Genomic DNA, 17,055 nt, shown 5'->3' with positions numbered 1-17,055 from the left:
GGATGCTGTAGCTACTGATCAGCTCGCTCGATTCATGAACCGATACCGTAACTGGGGAGTCCGAGTCATGGCTGTGCAAGTGATCCGCCGATCGCTGATGACCAGCGATCAGACCGAGCATCAAGCGAAGTGCGTCGGCAGTGGAGGATGGGTGGTCTCCTTCTTACCCGGACGCACCCTGACGATCGAGCAAGCGACCGCGGCCATGCAGGCCGCCGAAGCTGTCGCCGCTGTCAGGACGCTGGCCGATCTGGTCGGGCTCACCCCGCTGGAGACCGTCGGACTCGCCATTCTCGAATCGCCGTGGAGTGAGCCGCTGCGTGCGCCGTACAGCAAGCGGCGCTGGCGTAGCGGATAACTCGAGCATTAGCTCGGCTAACTTTTAGCTGCTACAACGACCAGGTTGCTCACCAGCAACTCGCGCACGACCGGGATGCGAACCATCCACCAGGCCCACCGCGGGTGATATCGGGGAAAGACCGTGCGCACGTCGGCGGGAGTGCGCGCCGCCCAATGCAATCCGTCCGCGGCGCGCACCGCGAACAGCGAAGTACCGAAGCGGTTTTTCGGCTCCCGTCCGTGCTTGCGCCGATACCGCCGCGCGGCGTACTCGCCGCCGAGGTAGTGCCACGGTCCGGTCTCGTGCCCGCCGAACGGTCCGTGCCACACCGTGTACGACAGCACGATCAGCCCGCCCGGCCTGGTTACCCGCACCATCTCGTCGGCCATCACCCAGGGTTGCGACACGTGTTCGGCGACGTTCGACGAGAAGCAGATGTCCACCGCCTCGTCGCGGAACGGAAGCGCCATCCCGGACCCGCGGACCGCACCCGCGACCGAGAGCCCCGCGGCGTGCATCTCCGAGGGATCCGGCTCCACCGGGATGTAGCGCGCACCCGTCCGGACGAACGCGTCCGCGAAGTAGCCCGGTCCGCCGCCGACGTCGAGGATCGTGGCGCCGTCCAGCGACCGGCCGGTGAGGTCGGCGTAGAAGTCTGCGATCATCGTCGTGCTGTCGGCGGCGAGGCCACCGTAGAACAGCGCGGGATCGGTCTGCTCGAACCGGAAGCTGCCGAGCAATCGCAGCGATCGGCGCAGGGTCGCCCGACGGGCGAACCGGGGCGAGTCACCCCCCGTGGGCACTGTTTCGGCTTTGAGCACGGCGCAGAGTTTCGCACAAGCCCGACGGTCGGCATTCTCGGCGGGTGCTCGGGTTAGGGTGTAGCGCGATATCCGACGTCCCCACCAGACCACCTGACCGAGAGAAGCTCCACTGTGCGCGAAGTCCTCCTGCTCTGCTGGCGTGACACCGGGCACCCGCAGGGCGGCGGCAGCGAGCGGTACCTCGAGCAGGTCGGCGCGCAGCTCGCGGCACGTGGGGTCAAGGTCACCCTGCGCACCGCCCGCTATCCGGGGGCGCCGCGGCGGGAACGCATCGACGGCATCGACATCAGCAGGGCGGGTGGGCGCTACACCGTGTATCCGCGCGCGCTCGCCGCGCTCGCGCTGGGCAGGCTCGGCCTCGGACCGATGCGCGGCGTGCGCCCCGACGCGGTCATAGACACCCAGAACGGCATCCCGTTCTTCGCCACCGCGGTCACCAAGGCGCCCTCCGTGCTGCTGGTGCACCACGGACATCGTGAGCAGTGGCCGGTGGCCGGGCGGCTGGTCGGTCGGATCGGTTGGTGGATCGAGTCGCGGCTGTCGCCGCGCGTGCATCGGGGCATCCAATATCTGACTGTTTCGCTGCCTTCGGCCGAGGAGCTGGCCACGCTCGGCGTGGATCGTTCGCGCATCGCGGTGGTCCGCAATGGAGCCGAACCGGTTCCAGTCGACGCCCCCACCGGTGCCGCGGAAACGCGCACAGCCGCACCGACCGTCGTGGTGCTCTCACGCCTGGTGCCGCACAAGCAGATCGAGGACGCGCTCGCCGTCGTCGCCCGGCTGCGGGATCGCGTTCCCGGCCTGCGCCTCGACGTGATCGGCGACGGCTGGTGGGCCGACAACCTGAAGGACAACGCCCACGAACTCGATATCGCCGACGCCGTCACCTTTCACGGCCACGTCGACGAACGCCGCAAACACGAACTGCTCGCCCGTGCGTGGGTGCACGTGCTGCCCTCGCGCAAGGAGGGATGGGGACTCGCGGTGATCGAGGCCGCCCAGCACGGCGTGCCGACCATCGGTTACCGGAGCTCGCGTGGGCTCACCGATTCCATCGTCGACGGCGCGACCGGCATCCTGGTCGATGACGTCACCCAATTGGCCGATGCCGTAGGCGATCTGCTCGACGATCCGGCGGCGCGCACAGTCATGGGGGAGAAGGCTCGCGCCCGCGCACGCGAGTTCTCCTGGGAGCAGACGGGAAACGGCGTCTACGAAGTCCTGTCCGCCGCGGCCGGTGGCGAGCCCATCGCGGGCTTGATCGCGCCACGTACAGCCGACTGATCCGCACGATCCGCTCGCCTTATCGGTCGTGGGCGACTGCTCGGCTGCGGCCTGGCCGATGCCATCCGCCGGGTACGACTTGCGGAGGTTGTCGGTCATGTCTCGACGCACCTGCGGTGACATCGGTTGCGCTTGTGCAAGTCAGAGACTTCTCACTACCTCGGGCAGGAGTCCTTCGCGTCCGACTCACTCTGACGCCGCCGGGCGTTCCTTGTCGGCAGCACGGTCTACAAGTCGATAATTGCCGCAGTAGGTCGCGGGGCGCACCCGGCACGGATAAGTGTCCGGGGTCGCAAAATTACTCATGATGCATTGCCACACATCGGATTTCGTCCACCTACGGTAGCTGTCGCAAACCATTTTCGCCGATGGGAAGTCTGATAGACAACGAAAATCGTTTCCGTTAAATTACTTCCTGAAGTCGAAAGCTCAGTGGACGGCGCGGACAGCAAATGGGGTTCGTCGGTGTGGTGCTTACAGCGGATTCGCACCCACGAACGGGGGAAGGCTCATCGACGAACCGACCGACACCGCGCAGTCAGTGCATCTCAGAGATAAGGGCCTACAACATGAATAAAGTCACCCGCGCTACCGTTATCGCCTTGACGGTTGTGAGTGCGGTGGGAGTCGGGTCCGCTACGGCGGTCGCCGGGCCCGCGATGCCGGACGGGCGCACATTGAGTACCGAGATCCTGCCGGGGGTGCACTACACCAGCAACACCCTGGACCAGTCCGTGGTCATCGAGACCGGGATGTCCACGCTCATCACCCAGGGCGGGCAGTTTCAGGTGAAGGACGCGACCGGCAACACAGTGGCCGGCGTTGCGTCTTTCGCGGTTGAGCCGAAGGCGCTGGAAGCCGTCGAGGCTCCGGCGGAAGCGAAGGCGGCTGCGCAAGCCGCAACGCCGGAAATGCACCTCGACCAAATCAGCGCTGATCCCCACACCGAACGGTTCGACGCGGCGATACAGGCCGCTGTCAACGAGTTCCAGTTGGCCACCTCGATCGGAACTCTGGCCGGTGGTGCGATCGGCGCGGCTATCGGCTGCGGTACCGGTGCAGTGGCCGGTGCGGTCTTCGGGGCACCCGTCCTCGATGCCGCAGGCCTCACCCTCATCGCAGGCTGTCTTGCCGGTGCCGGTCTGCTCGGTGGGCTGGGTGCCATCGTCGGCGCTGCGGTAATCGGCGTCCCGGTGGGCATTGCCTCTGCGATGAAGTTCCAGAACACCATGAACCAGCCGTACGACGAGGAAAAGCCGCCACGCGACAAGGAGTGAGGTTCCCACTCGGCCTCGGCCGGCTAGGCCTGTCGAGAGGCTTTGCCGGGCCAATCGGCGGAGCCGCCTGAAGGTGCCGGACCGAGTCGATGACGGCGACCGGGTTCGATCCGTCCCCACGAGGGAGCCTCAGGCACTCCCCACAATGGCGAAAGTCGTGAACCGGGTCTCCGTAGGATGATCACGGCGTTGTGAAGTAGTGAGGATCCGATTTGACTGTAACCCCGCAGGTTCTGCCCCGGCAGCTCACTGATGGATTGGCCCCTGAGGTGTTGGCCGTACCGCCGCCACCCATCCCGAAAGTTGCCGCCCCTTACGGGGTGCGGGTCGTGGACCCGGACAGCTCCGACACCGAGTTGATCGCGCACTGGATGCGCCAGCCACGGTTGGTTGCCGCATGGGAACAAGACTGGCCGACCGAGCGCTGGTATCGCCACCTGAAAGCTCAAGTCGAGGGCACCTACTCGCGACCCGTCATCGGAACCTTCCGGGGTAGGCCTGGCGGCTATTTCGAGTTCTATCGTTCCGCTCAGGATTCCATTGCGACCGTATACGACGCGGACCCGTACGATATCGGTCTACACGTCGCTGCTGCCGAGGACGATCTGGTCGGGCGTGGTCTCGGCCCAAGGCTATTGCCTCGAGTGGTGGCAAGTTTGTTCGAACTCGAACCCGAGTGCAAGCGACTGATGGTCGACCCTGATCACCGAAACACCGAGGCTCGCAAGATCTGTGAGTATGCCGGCTTTGCATTTCTGGGTGAGCATCAGATGCCGAATCGCCGCATGGCACTTTATGCCCTTCCGCGAACACCTGCCGAGGTTCCCCGGCTCCGCGGTAGCTGCGACATTCCGCGTCGCGAGTGACGAGTTCATCGCGGAAGCCCGACGAAATTTTCACCGGGTGACCCGTCGCCCGTCTTCGACGCGGGAACCGCCTGCCGCGCAAAAGAAACCGCCCGCGCCATCTGCCAGATGGCGCGGGCGGTGCTACTTTTGGTGGAGTGTCAGCCCAGACGCTGCTTGAGCGCTTCGAACTCGTCACGCACGCCGGAAGGCAGCTTGTCGCCGACGAACTCGAACCATTCCTCGATCAGCGGGATCTCCTTGCGCCACTCGTCGGCGTTCACCACGAGCGCCTCGTCGACATCATCGGCGTCGACGTCGAGGCCGTCCAGGTCGAGCTGCGCGGCGGTGGGCACGTTGCCGATCGCGGTCGCCTCGGCGTCGGCCGAGCCCTCGATGCGTCCGATGATCCACTCCAGCACGCGGGAGTTCTCACCGAAGCCCGGCCACAGGAACCGGCCGTCGGCGCCGCGACGGAACCAGTTGACGTAGAAGATCTTCGGCAGCTTCGTGGCGTCCGCGTTCTTGCCGACGTTGATCCAGTGTCCCAGGTAGTCGCCGACGTGGTAGCCCATGAATGGCAGCATGGCCATCGGATCGCGACGCACGGTGCCGACCTTGCCCTCGGCGGCGGCGGTCTGCTCCGAGGACAACGTGGCGCCCATGAACACGCCGTGCTGCCAGTCGAAGGACTCGGTCACCAGCGGGACCGTGGTCTTGCGGCGGCCGCCGAACAGGATCGCCGAGATCGGCACGCCCTGCGGGTCGTCCCACTCGGGAGCCAGGATCGGGCACTGCTCCATCGGCGTGCAGTAGCGCGAATTCGGGTGGGCGGCAAGCGTTTCGGTCTCCCGGAGGTACCAGTCGTTGCCCTTCCAGTCGATCAGGTGGTCGTGCTCGCCCTCCAGACCTTCCCACCAGACGTCGTCGTGGTCGGTCAGCGCGACGTTGGTGTAGACGGTGTTGCCCGCGTCCATGGTGGCCATGGCGTTCGGGTTGGAGCTGCGGTTGGTGCCCGGTGCGACGCCGAAGAAGCCGAACTCCGGGTTCACCGCGTAGAGGCGGCCGTCCTTGCCGAAGCGCATCCAGGCGATGTCGTCGCCCAGGGTCTCCGCCCGCCAGCCCGGCACGGTCGGCTGGATCATCGCGAGGTTGGTCTTGCCGCAGGCGCTCGGGAACGCGGCGGCGATGTAGTAGGCCTTGTTCTCCGGAGAGATCAGCTTGAGGATCAACATGTGCTCGGCCAGCCAGCCCTCGTCGTGGGCCATCGCGGACGCAATCCGCAGCGAGTAACACTTCTTGCCCAGCAGTGCGTTGCCGCCGTAGCCGGAGCCGTAGCTCCAGATCTCCCGATCCTCGGGGAAGTGGGTGATGTATTTGGTGTCATTGCACGGCCACGGCACGTCGGGCTGGCCTTCGTCCAGCGGCGCGCCCACGGAGTGCAGCGCCTTCACGAACGGTTTGTCGGCGCCCAGCTTCTCCAGGGCGGCGGTGCCCATCCGGGTCATCACGCGCATCGACACGACGACGTACTCGGAGTCGGTGATCTCGACACCCAGCTTCGGGTCCTCGGCGCCCAGCGGGCCCATACAGAACGGCACCACGTACATGGTGCGGCCCTTCATCGAGCCGCGGTACAGCTCGGTCATCGTGGCGCGCATCTCGGCCGGGTCGACCCAATTGTTGGTCGGGCCCGCGTCGGCCTCGGTCTTGGAGCAGATGAACGTGCGGGATTCCACCCGGGCCACGTCGGAGGGGTCGGAGAGCGCGAGGAAGGAGTTCGGCTTCTTCTTCTCGTCCAACCGCTTGAACGTCCCCGCCGCGACGAGTTGTTCGGTCAGCCGGTCCCATTCCTCGTCCGAACCATCAGCCCAGACCACTCGCTCCGGCTGAGTGAGTTCTGCGACTGCCAGTACCCAGGCGAGTAGTTCGCTGTGCTCGGTCGGCGCCTTGCCGTCGGATCCACGAAGACCAGGAATGGTCGCTGAGGTCATGAAAAACTCTCCTGAGATGGGCGGCTGTTCGATGCTTCGCCGCCTGGCCCTAGGCCCATGACCAGCGCGAACACACCTAGCGCCACCGTTGGCGGGAAGGCACCCGCTACGACCAGTCGAAAGCGCACCCAGGATGGGCGGCGTACCAGGACTTAGCGGACGCCCAAGTTCCTGATTAGAGATTAACGCGATGTGACGACCGGTACGGAATCGGGTTCCTCACTGTGTACCCAATCAGTTGGTTACTTCAACAGGCAAGATCCAGCGATCAATGATTCGGATATCGCGCTCGCATGCGGCGAGTTGTCCCGGTTGTTCGGCCGCCATCCGTCGCAGCCGGGCCTCCAGTTCGGTAATGCGGCGGTCGATGTCGACCATTCGCGCGGTGCTTGCCTGCACCACACGATCGGCCAACACGGTTTCGGTTTCCACGAGCGCGGTCGCCACCCGCTGCTCGAGCTGGGCTTTTACATTGATCAATGCGTCGGCCACCCATTGCCGGATATGCGCTCGATCAGCCAGCTGTCCGCGCGCGCGGACCACCCAGGCCGCGGCGCCGCCGCCGAGCAGCAGGGCGACCGGGACACTGGCGACGTCCAGCGCGGGCAGCAGCGACAGCGGAGCAACCAGCAGGCGACCGAGGCCGACACCGGCCGACGCGCCGAGCGCGATCATGAGGTGATCTTCGACACCTCGATGTCTCGGCTCGGGGTCCGGGCCGACACGCGGGGCCGGATCACGCCGTCGCGGCTGCACGCCGCCCTCGACGCTGTCCATTCGAGAGCGGAGTTCGGCCAGACGGTGGTCGATGGTGCGGTCGACGGCGCCGGCCAGTTCGGTGACGCCCTGCTGGAGCCGATCGGGGTAGCCGCGGAGCTCGGCGCGTCGCAGCCGCTCGAGCTCGCCGCGAGCGGTGGTGTGCAGCGCACGGACCTGCGCGCCGATGTCGGTCATCAGGTCGACTCTGGCCAGGTGCAGCTGCCCGCGCAGTGTCGACATCGCGGTGGCGCGTCCGCCGTCGCGGCCCGCGAGCAGCACCGCCCGCTCCTCGCGCAGCCGCGCCGATTCGCTGCCGGAGCGCAGTGCGGACACCTGTTCGACCACCCGCTGACGTGTATCGGCCAGGACCCGGCCGGTGACCGCCGCAAGCCGCTCACCGCTTGCCGCGTGCGCGCCGGAGGCCGCGGCGGTCAGCTCCGCATGCAGCGCGCCGAGGCCGGAACGATCCAGCAGTCCCGCGTCGCCCGCGGTGCGGGCCGCCACCGCGAGCCGCACCGAGACCGGCACGATGGCCAGGTCGGCCGCACCCTGGCCGGCCAACAGCTCCAGATTGCGCGACTGCACGGCGCGCCAGTCCTGGTAGGCGTGAATGCCGTTCATGGCGAGCAGGATTCGCGTTCCGTCCGCGCGCAACCTTCCGATCAGGCCGAGCATGTCCGCGCCGATAGTGGTGCCCGCGTCCAGCAGGATCAGCGCGACCGCCGACAGCGCGCTGACCGAGGGCGACGTGGTGGTCTCCACCGCCGTGCTCGCGTCCGGCAGCGGCTCGGACAGTTCGACGCGCGGCTCGAACCGGGCCAGTTCGGTCCGCAGCAGCGTGGTGTCGGCATCGGCGGGGCCGATCACCGTGACCGTGCTCGCGGCGCCGGACCCGTGCACCGCGCGCAGCAGGGCGATGCCCTGCGGGTTCCATCGAGCCACCACCGCCTCGACCTCGGGTGACGGCGCGAGCTCGGTCCGCGCCCGCGCATCGTCGGCGGGGCGGACGACTGTTTGCTCCGCCGCAGCGGTTCGCTCCACGTCGGTATCGGCCGTCTGCCCTGGGGACGTCACCGTCGGCGGTTCCGCAGGTTCAGAGTCCGGCACTGCTCATCCGTTCCCATAGTCGGACGTAACCGTTGTGCACACGAAGTGCCGCGCGGCGGGCGGCGGGGGGCATGTCGCTGGAGACGACGGCGCGCCAGCGGGCGGCGCGGGATATCGCGTCGTCGGCGTCGGAGGGCGCCGGGGACGGATAGCCCGCGGCGAGGTGTGCGACCTCGGGCCGGGCCAGCCCCGCACAGAGTCCGAGCCAGAGGGCGTCATCACCGGAGAGATAGGACTCCAGGACGTCGCGGGCGTGCTCGCCCTCGCCCGGCACCGCACGGGCGGCGAGCCGGGCCAGGTCGTCGAGCAGTTCGCCGCCGCGCAGCGCGGAGACCTGTTCGTAGCGGCGGTGTAGGAGCCGGTGCAGCGCGTCGATCCCACTTGCGGCGTGCAGGATCTGCAGCAACGCCTGCGCAGAGAGCTCCGGGTGGTGGCGCAGGGCGGCGTAGGCACAGACCACGCCATACAGATCCCAGCGCTGCAGCAACTGCTCGCGCTCCGCGAGATCCGGCCCCGGCGCGACGAACAGATCCGGCGAGAGGATCAGCGACGGGTCCGCCTCGGCGGCGAGCCTGCGCAGCAGGGCGAGATCCTCGCCGCTCACCGCGCCCGCCCTGGTGCGCGCCGCCAGCGACGCAACCACCGGAAGCACTGGGTTACCGAGTTCCCTGCCGTACTGCTCGGCCGCGGCTACCGCGTCACTCCAGCGGGCGCCGATCGCGTCGGCCTTGTTCAGCGCCACGACCGCCCGCCCCGGCGGCAGCGTAGCGAGCATCCTACGGTCGGCGGGTGTCGGCGCGGCCGACAGCACGTACACGACGATGTCAGCGTCGAGCACCGGGTCGGGTAGCCCCGGCTCGTCCACCGGCTCGGTCTCCACCGCGGACATGAGCGCGAGCGCGTGCAGCACCGTGGTGCGTCCCGCGTGCGCGCGCCCGGTCACCTGGATGCGTGGCGGTTTACGCCAGGTGCTGACGGCCGCCGCAGCGGCATACCCGATCTGCACGTCCCGGCCCGTCCCGAAGCGCAACTCGGCGAGCAGTTTGTCCAGCTGGTCGCGTTCGGACGCTGGTACGCCGCGCTCCCGCAGCGGCCCATGAGATTCGGTGGCTGTCTGCATGCTGCACACCCCCTTTACGGGGCGCAATTCTGTCAGAAGTCGGGTCGCGGGACAGGCTCGACCGCTCAGCGGCCGCTGAAGTATTTGTTCACGGTCCGCACTGCCCAGTTCGGCGTGTATTTGGCGACGGTCGCCAGCACCTTTGCCTGCGCGCCGATCTCGTAGTGCACCTTCGGCAGCCGGCCGCGCTTGCGCGTGGCGTCCCAGATTCCGGCGGCGACATCGTCCGAGGTCAGCCAGACGCCCAACGACTTCGTCGTCCCGGTCGCCACGCCATCCACCATCGCGGTGGCCACGAACAGCGGCCAGATCGCGATCACGCGGATGTCATGGCGTTCCCATTCGAGATCCAATGCCTCCGTGAGACTTTTGACCGCGGCCTTGGTCGCGCCGTAGCTTGCGAGCTCGGCCTGGCCGTAGATCGCCGACGCCGAACAGAGGTTGACCACCTGTGCGCCGGGGGTGTCGCGCAGGTAGGGGAACGCGCAGTGGGTTCCGGCGAGCACACCGCCCAGGTTGACTTCGATGATCGACTGGTGTGCGGACAGCTCGATGGACTCGAACGGCCCGGCGCTCAGGATGCCCGCGTTGTTGACCAGAATGTCCAGCCGCCCGGCCGCGGCGTGGAACTCGGCCAGTCGCTGTGCCCACTGCGTGTTGTTCGTCACATCCAACACCCCGGTGCGCACGCTGCCGTCTTTGCCGGTGATGTCGGCGGCGAGCCTGGTCAAGCCCACCTCGTCGATGTCGTAGGCCCCGACGTGGTATCCGTGCGCAGCGAAAAGCAGGGCCGTGGCCCGTCCGATTCCGGCCGCGGCCCCGGTGATGAACACTGTCGGTCTGCTTATGCCGGTAATCCTAGTCCCGCGGCCTCGTACCAGGGGGTTCCCAGACCTGCGGTCGGTCATATACCCTCCTATGGTCCAGCCGTTACCAAAACGCAATGTTCGAATAACGCTTCGATCAACGCAACGTTCGAATGCAGCAACCGACTCGACGATGAGGAGGTGTCATGACCGCGAATGTCATCGGCACTGTCGATCCGGAGCCCGCTTCAGCCGCGGACCACAAGCCCCCGTTGCCGAGCAGGGATCCCTTCCACCGGCCACCGAAGGGGTTCGGAGCAAAGGCACCCGGCACCATCCTCCGCACCAGGAAGATCGATCTGGCGCTTTTCGGCATTGTCCCACAACAGGTCTCGGCGTGGCAGTTACTGTACCGAAGCTGCGACCTGCACGGCGCCCCGGAAGTGGCGGTCACCACGGTTCTGCTGCCGATCGGCGCCGAGCCGGACGAGGACCGTCCATTGCTGGCATTCCAGACCGCGATCGACGCGGTCACGGAAAAGTGTTCGCCGTCGTATGCGTTGCGCCGCGGCGCCGACGCGCTCGGCTCGGTCACCCAGCTCGAATGGCTGCTCGTCGCGAACGCGCTACGCCGCGGCTGGGCGGTCACCATCGCCGACCACGAGGGCCCGCACGGAAACTTCGGTGCCCCGCGCGAGCCCGGCTACCGCACGCTCGACGGCATTCGCGCCGCCCTGCGGTTCGCCCCGCTCGGACTCGGCGCCGACACCCGCGTGGCGGTGTGGGGCTACTCCGGCGGCGGCATGGCCAGCTCGTGGGCAGTAGAGATGGCGCCGACGTACGCGCCAGAGCTCGACATCGTCGGCGCGGTGCTCGGCGCACCGGTCGGCGATCCCCGTCAGGTGTTCGACCGCCTGAACGGGACCCCCTACGCGGGCCTGCCCGCCATCGTGATCGCCGCACTACGCAGGCTCTATCCCGCCCTGGCCGCGGTGATCGACAACGAGCTGACGCCGGAAGGCCACCGCTTCGTCGTCCGCGCGGAGAACGCGACACCATTGGGCGCGATCCTCGGGCTGGCCAACAAGAAGGTGGACGACTTCCTCAGCCGCCCGCTCGCCGAGGTGCTCGACACCCCGCCACTGCGGGCGATGTTCGATGATCTGCGGCTCGGCAACACGACGCCCACCTGCCCGCTGCTCGTAGTGCAGCCGGTGCACGACCAAATCATCCATGTGGACGGCATCGATGATCAGGTAGCGCGTTACCGACGCGGCGGTGCCGTCGTGACCTACGTGCGTGACCGGCTCAGCGAGCACTTCTCGCTGCTGCCGCTGTCCACTCCGATCAGTCTGGAGTGGCTGGCCGAGCGACTCGCCGGGCAACCGGTGAGCGACGGCGGGGATACGACCGTATGGTCGGTTGCGGCCTCGCCTGCGGGGGTGCGCGGCCTGCTCGACATGGCGGTGACCGCGGCCAAGGTCGCGCTGGGCCGCCCGCTGCGTCAGGAGCAGGCGCCCGCGGCACGGATCGCACCGGCGCGGGCCGCCTGACCTCCTGCTCAGTGATCCGAGCGCGACCGACTGCCGCACTGATCGCTCGATACTGGACAATGGATGCCGTGAACGACGCCGCGAACCATACTGCCGAGTCAGTTCCGGGCCCGCCGTCCACAGCTTCGGCTCCGGCTGAAGGCGGGCCCCGACGCAAGACCGGCTCCCGCCTGTATCCACGGGTTACCAGCTTCCGGTCCCGCCGTGGCGCCCTGACCGCGACCCAGCAGCAATCCTGGGACCGGATGTGGCCGACGATCGGCCGCGAAGTCGCCGACGAGCCGTTGGACGCGTCCGCCTGGTTCGGCCGCGACGCCCCGCTGGTAATCGAAATCGGCTGTGGCACCGGCACCGCGACGGCCGCCATGGCACAGGCCGAACCGCACCTGAACCTGATCGGCATAGAGGTCTACCAGCCCGGCCTCGCCCAGCTGGTGCAGCGCATCGAGCGCGAGCGGATCGAGAACATCCGGCTGCTGCGCGGCGACGCCGTCGATGTGCTGGAAAACATGATTGCCGCGAAATCGCTCACGGGCGTTCGCGTCTTCTTCCCCGACCCGTGGCCCAAGGCGCGGCACCACAAGCGGCGGCTGCTGCAGCCCGCGACGGTCGCGTTGATCGCGAATCGCCTGAAGGCCGGCGGCGTATTGCACGTCGCCACCGACCACGCAGGCTACGCGGAGCACATCTACCAGGTCGGCATGGCAGAACCACTGCTCAGAGGACTGAACGAAACCACGGGAGGGGTCAGCGCCGAGCATCGGGCGACCGCGCCGATCGGCTTCGAACGACCGGTCACGAAATTCGAAGGCAAGGCACATCGCGCCGGTAGCGCCATCACAGAGCTCATATGGGGGAAGATCGACTGATGAGCGTCAGTGCGATGGCCCACGAAGTGGTCGATGTTGCCGGGGAGGTGCAGGGGGGCGGAGCGGAAGGACTCGGCGGTGTGACGCCGGACGTCCGCCGGGTCCTGCTGGTGTGGGACGCCCCGAACCTCGACATGGGCCTCGGCGCCATTCTGGGCGGGCGGCCGACCGCCGCCTATCGCCCCCGTTTCGATGCGCTCGGCCGCTGGCTGCTGGCCAGAACCGCCGAACTGTCGGCCGGCAGCGCGCACCGGGTCGAGCCCGAAGCCACGGTCTTCACCAACATCGCGCCGGGCACCGCGGACGTCGTCCGGCCATGGGTGGAGGCACTGCGCAACGTCGGTTACGCGGTCTTCGCGAAACCGAAGATCGATGAGGACTCCGATGTCGACGCCGACATGCTGGCGCATATCGCTCTACGCAGCCGCGGCGCGGGCCTGGCCGGCATCATGGTCGCCTCGGCCGACGGCCAGGCATTTCGCGAGCCGCTGGAGGAGCTCGCCACCACCGGCGTGCCGGTTCAGGTACTCGGCTTCCGCGAGCACGCAAGTTGGGCCGTAACATCCGATACTCTCGAATTCATCGACCTCGAGGATATTCCGGGCGTGTTCCGTGAACCGCTGCCCCGAGTGAGCCTCGAATCGCTGCCCGACGAGGGTGCTTGGCTGCAGCCGTTCCGGCCGCTGTCGGCACTGCTCACCTCTCGCCCCGCCCAAGGAGTCGCTTAGTGTTCACACGCTGGGGCGATCTGGTCTACCGGCTGCGCTTCGCCACCATCGGCGTCCTCATGGCCGGGCTCCTGGCTCTCGGTGCCTACGGCCTCGGTCTGGAAGACCACCTCAGTTCCAGCGGGTGGGATGATCCCACGTCGGAATCCGCACGCGCGGCGAGGATCAAGGACGCGGCATTCGAGCGGGACCACAACTCCGACGTCATCGTGCTGTACACGGCGCCGCAGGGGAAGACCGTCGACGATCCCGAATTCAGCAGCAAAATCGTCACCAGCCTGAACAGCCTGCCGCGCGATCACCCGAACGAGATCACCAAGGTCAACGGGACGTACTGGCGCACCGACGCGGCGCCCGCGCAGACCAGCCTTTTCGGTTCGAAGGACAAGAAATACGCCTTCGCCTCGATCGCCATCAAGGGCGACAACGACACCGAGATGGTGCGCAACTACCGCAAGGTCAAGGACGTCTTCGACATCCCGGGCGTAGACGTGCAGGTTGCCGGGTTGCAGGCCGTCGCAGGCACCTTGAACGACACCATGGCCGACGACCAGAAACGAATGGAGATCCTCGCCATCCCGGCCGTGGCCGTGCTGCTGTTCTTCATCTTCGGCGGGATCGTCGCTGCCGCCCTGCCGCTCATCGTCGGTGGGCTCACGGTGATCGGCGCGTGGGGCATCGTCCGCTTCATCACCGAGTTCACCGAGGTGAATTCGTTCGTTTCCCCAGTCGTTTCGATGATCGGACTCGGGCTGGCGATCGACTACGGCTTGTTCATCGTGAGCCGATTCCGGGAGGAGCTCGCCGAGGGATACAGCACCCGGGCCGCCGTGCGCAGGTCGGTGATGACCGCCGGTCGCACTGTCGTGTTCTCCGCGACCATGATCGTCGCCAGCCTCGGCGGCATGCTGCTGTTCCCACAGGGCTTTCTCAAATCGGTCGCCTACGGCGCGATCGCGACGGTCACGCTGGCGGCGCTGACCTCGATCACGGTGTTGCCCGCCATGCTCGGCGTACTCGGCAAGCGCGTCGACATGTTGGGCTTCAGGCGGTTCCGCAAGACCAAGACCGCCGAGGAGGTGGAGAGCGGGTTCTGGGGCCGATCCACCCGATGGGTGATGAAGCACCCGCTCAAGATCGCGATCCCGCTGTGCATCGTCTTGTTGCTGCTGATCATTCCGGTCAAGAATCTCCAGTTCGGCGGCATCAACGAGCGTTACCTGCCGCCCGACAACGCGACTCGGCTGGCGCAGAAAGAATTCGACAGCGTCTTCCCGCTGCGCAAGTCCGATCCGATCGAACTGGTCTTCATGATCGACAGCACCGATCTGACTCCTGCCGTGGGTAAGGCGGTCAAGAGCGCGAGCCAGGCGCCCGGGCTCGCGGGAGAGTTCGCCTACCCGCCGAGTACGGCGCCGAACGATCGCACCATCTTCAAGACCGCGACGACGCTGACCGATTCGGAACACGCCGACCCGACCATCGAGTTCCTACGCTCGATGGAACTGCCCGATGGCGTCACGATGCTGGTGGGCGGACAACCGGCGATTCAGAAGGACAGTATCGACGCGCTGCTGAGCCGGATGCCGCTGATGATCGGACTGGTGCTGCTGGTCACGACGCTGCTGATGTTCCTGACCTTCGGATCGCTGGTGCTGCCCATCAAGGCAGCGCTGATGAGCGCGCTGGGACTCGGGTCCACCCTCGGTATCCTGACTTGGATCTTCGTCGACGGTCATGCCGCGCGCCTGTTGAACTTCACGCCCCAGCCGATCATGTCGCCGGTGCTGGTGCTGATCATCTCGATCATCTACGGTCTGTCGACCGACTATGAGGTCTTCCTGATGTCGCGCATGGTCGAGGCGCGTGCCACGGGGGCGAGCACCACCGAGGCGGTCCGGATCGGTACCGCGCAGACCGGTCGCATCATCACCGCGGCGGCACTGATCCTGCTGGTCGTCACCGGCGCGTTCGCGTTCTCCGACCTCGTGATGATGCAGTACATCGCCTACGGCATGATCGCAGCGTTGTTCATCGACGCGACGGTGCTGCGCATGCTGCTCGTTCCGGCCACGATGAAACTTCTCGGCGACGACTGCTGGTGGGCGCCTGCCTGGATGAAGAAGGTGCAGGAGAAGATCGGGCTCGGCGAACCGATCCTCGACGACGAGCGTGTCGGCGGCGACCTCGTCGACCTGGTCAAGACCACTCCGATCACCGACCCGGTGACCATGCAGATGGCCGCGGTCGCCGCCCCGAACAAGGTGCCGCGTAAACCGCGCAGGCCGCGCACCGTCGAGGAGATCGAGGCCGAGGCGCCGACCCGGCGGTTCGACCGGATGCCGCCTGCGGCAGCGCCCGCACCTTCTACACCACAGGCGCCCGCACCCCTGGATCCGACCCGGCCGCGACCGACACCGCCAGTGAATTCCCTACCCACACAGGGAGATCACCCCCGTCCGTGGACCTTGCCCGGTCCGCGCTCCGCGCCGCCCGAGCAGGGCGACCCGCGACCGCCGTCGACGTCCGCGATTCCGCATGATCCGACAGGCTCGCGTTCGAATCCGTCCGCAGGCCTGACGTGGGAGCCGAACGGGCCACGCGGAAGTGCCCCCTCGACGCCCACACCGGACAACGGCCCGCGCCCCATCACGCCGTCGGTCCTGCCACCCGAACCACGGTCGACCCCGACGGTCGCGGCCGAACCGGAGCCGCAACCGTTCTCGGACACCGCGCCAGAACCGCACCCGCATTCAGGCACTGCATCAGAACCGCACCGACACTCGGATACCGCACCAGAACAGCACCGACACTCAGGCATCGCGCCGGAACGGCACCGGCTCTCGAGCACCGCACCGGGACCGCTCTCGGACCTCGCACAGGTTCCGACCGTCGAGTCGGGCATCGCGCACGTCCCGGCGGTCGATGGGGCGCCGCGGTCGGCTACCACGCCGCCGGATCCTCGGCCACCCATTACCCCGGGCGACGCCACCAGTAGTCCCACCCATCACGCGGCACCCAACGCCGAGCCGACCGAGGAATCCGCTGCCGGCCCGGACAGCAACCGCAGCAGCATCGAGAACTGGATGGCCGAACTCCGCTCCTCCCGCCGCCCCATCGGCAAGCCCGACGAAGGCCGCCACCATGGCGGCGACGGACGCACGGTCAGCGTGAACGAACTGCTGCGCCGCCGCGATCGCGAGTGAACAACCCCCGAAAGGCGAAAGGCCGCGGCACGCGATCGAGTGCACAGACTCAGCGGTGCTGCAACGGCCATCCGCAGAAACGCAAACGTGCTGCGGCCGCGGACGAATTCGTTTCGCGCGCTGGTCGCGACGCCGTTGGACACCGTCGTGGCGGTCACACCGTAGAGCCCGGCGATGCTAGCCGCAATACCGTTCAGTTAATGGCTGGGGCGGTATTGTGTCGGTGTGCCTCGTGGTGGATGGGTGAAGCCGGAGTCGGATCGTCGGCTGTCGGATTTGGTGTCGGTGGGGTTGTTGACCAGGGTTTTCCCTGCTGATGTGGTGGATGATGTGGGATGATGTG

Annotated in this window: 13 protein-coding genes; 8 read left to right on the top strand and 5 right to left on the bottom strand. The window is 67.3% G+C overall.

The window, feature by feature from the left end:
- The first annotated feature begins 67 nt into the window (after positions 1–67).
- Positions 68–358, top strand: a complete 291-nt coding sequence (locus tag AB4Z47_RS18955; RefSeq protein WP_441952454.1) for a hypothetical protein — start codon at positions 68–70, stop codon at positions 356–358.
- A gap of 17 nt (positions 359–375) precedes the next feature.
- Here AB4Z47_RS18955 and AB4Z47_RS18950 read toward each other — a convergent pair whose 3' ends face one another.
- Positions 376–1,161: a class I SAM-dependent methyltransferase gene (locus tag AB4Z47_RS18950; protein ID WP_441952452.1), complete on the bottom strand. Its 786-nt coding sequence runs from the start codon at positions 1,159–1,161 to the stop codon at positions 376–378.
- A 114-nt stretch (positions 1,162–1,275) separates the two neighbouring features.
- Here AB4Z47_RS18950 and AB4Z47_RS18945 point away from each other — a divergent pair, with 114 nt between their 5' ends.
- The 3 genes from AB4Z47_RS18945 (at position 1,276) to AB4Z47_RS18935 (ending at position 4,591) form a co-directional block, all read left to right on the top strand.
- A complete protein-coding gene (locus AB4Z47_RS18945) occupies positions 1,276–2,448 on the top strand; it encodes a glycosyltransferase family 4 protein (RefSeq protein WP_441952451.1) in 1,173 nt (390 codons plus the stop codon).
- A 602-nt stretch (positions 2,449–3,050) separates the two neighbouring features.
- Positions 3,051–3,725, top strand: a complete 675-nt coding sequence (locus tag AB4Z47_RS18940; protein WP_441952449.1) for a hypothetical protein — start codon at positions 3,051–3,053, stop codon at positions 3,723–3,725.
- Positions 3,726–3,994: 269 nt separating this feature from the next.
- Positions 3,995–4,591, top strand: coding sequence for a GNAT family N-acetyltransferase (locus AB4Z47_RS18935; RefSeq protein ID WP_441952529.1), 597 nt, complete (start codon positions 3,995–3,997; stop codon positions 4,589–4,591).
- 140 nt (positions 4,592–4,731) lie between these two features.
- On the opposite strand, the gene AB4Z47_RS18930 is transcribed toward AB4Z47_RS18935, so the two are convergent.
- The 4 genes from AB4Z47_RS18930 to AB4Z47_RS18915 all read right to left on the bottom strand — a co-directional run bounded on the left by AB4Z47_RS18930 (position 4,732) and on the right by AB4Z47_RS18915 (position 10,398).
- Complete coding sequence (locus AB4Z47_RS18930) at positions 4,732–6,564, bottom strand: phosphoenolpyruvate carboxykinase (GTP) (RefSeq protein WP_441952447.1); 1,833 nt, start codon at positions 6,562–6,564, stop codon at positions 4,732–4,734.
- Between the two features lie 234 nt (positions 6,565–6,798).
- Entirely contained in the window at positions 6,799–8,430 is a 1,632-nt protein-coding gene (locus AB4Z47_RS18925) for a hypothetical protein (protein ID WP_441952445.1), read from the bottom strand.
- Positions 8,417–9,550, bottom strand: coding sequence for a hypothetical protein (locus AB4Z47_RS18920; RefSeq protein WP_441952444.1), 1,134 nt, complete (start codon positions 9,548–9,550; stop codon positions 8,417–8,419). Before AB4Z47_RS18920 ends, AB4Z47_RS18925 begins: the two co-directional genes overlap by 14 nt.
- A gap of 65 nt (positions 9,551–9,615) precedes the next feature.
- A complete protein-coding gene (locus tag AB4Z47_RS18915) occupies positions 9,616–10,398 on the bottom strand; it encodes an SDR family oxidoreductase (RefSeq protein WP_441952528.1) in 783 nt (260 codons plus the stop codon).
- Between the two features lie 164 nt (positions 10,399–10,562).
- Here AB4Z47_RS18915 and AB4Z47_RS18910 point away from each other — a divergent pair, with 164 nt between their 5' ends.
- The 4 genes from AB4Z47_RS18910 to AB4Z47_RS18895 are packed head-to-tail and all read left to right on the top strand — an operon-like array spanning position 10,563 to position 16,712.
- Complete coding sequence (locus AB4Z47_RS18910; protein WP_441952442.1) at positions 10,563–11,909, top strand: lipase family protein; 1,347 nt, start codon at positions 10,563–10,565, stop codon at positions 11,907–11,909.
- Between the two features lie 59 nt (positions 11,910–11,968).
- On the top strand, positions 11,969–12,778 hold the full coding sequence (gene trmB, locus AB4Z47_RS18905) for a tRNA (guanosine(46)-N7)-methyltransferase TrmB (protein ID WP_441952440.1): 810 nt from the start codon (positions 11,969–11,971) through the stop codon (positions 12,776–12,778).
- Positions 12,778–13,506, top strand: a complete 729-nt coding sequence (locus AB4Z47_RS18900; RefSeq protein ID WP_441952438.1) for an NYN domain-containing protein — start codon at positions 12,778–12,780, stop codon at positions 13,504–13,506. Before trmB ends, AB4Z47_RS18900 begins: the two co-directional genes overlap by 1 nt.
- Complete coding sequence (locus tag AB4Z47_RS18895; RefSeq protein ID WP_441952437.1) at positions 13,506–16,712, top strand: MMPL family transporter; 3,207 nt, start codon at positions 13,506–13,508, stop codon at positions 16,710–16,712. The genes AB4Z47_RS18900 and AB4Z47_RS18895 overlap by 1 nt, the downstream gene beginning before the upstream one ends.
- Positions 16,713–17,055: the final 343 nt, after the last annotated feature.

The sequence above is a fragment of the Nocardia sp. 2TAF39 genome (genome assembly GCF_052114905.1).
Classification (GTDB): Bacteria; Actinomycetota; Actinomycetes; order Mycobacteriales; family Mycobacteriaceae; genus Nocardia.
Note: the sequence above shows the minus strand (reverse complement) of the source record. Positions and strands in the feature narration are given on the sequence as shown.

What these genes read in the sequence shown, in the direction of transcription:
- AB4Z47_RS18920 (WP_441952444.1), bottom strand. Translation starts at nt 9,550, where the DNA reads ATGCAGACAGCCACCGAATCTCATGGGCCGCTGCGGGAGCGCGGCGTA.
- AB4Z47_RS18930 (WP_441952447.1), bottom strand. Translation starts at nt 6,564, where the DNA reads ATGACCTCAGCGACCATTCCTGGTCTTCGTGGATCCGACGGCAAGGCG.
- AB4Z47_RS18955 (WP_441952454.1), top strand. Translation starts at nt 68, where the DNA reads ATGGCTGTGCAAGTGATCCGCCGATCGCTGATGACCAGCGATCAGACC.
- AB4Z47_RS18900 (WP_441952438.1), top strand. Translation starts at nt 12,778, where the DNA reads ATGAGCGTCAGTGCGATGGCCCACGAAGTGGTCGATGTTGCCGGGGAG.
- AB4Z47_RS18910 (WP_441952442.1), top strand. Translation starts at nt 10,563, where the DNA reads ATGACCGCGAATGTCATCGGCACTGTCGATCCGGAGCCCGCTTCAGCC.
- trmB (WP_441952440.1), top strand. Translation starts at nt 11,969, where the DNA reads ATGGATGCCGTGAACGACGCCGCGAACCATACTGCCGAGTCAGTTCCG.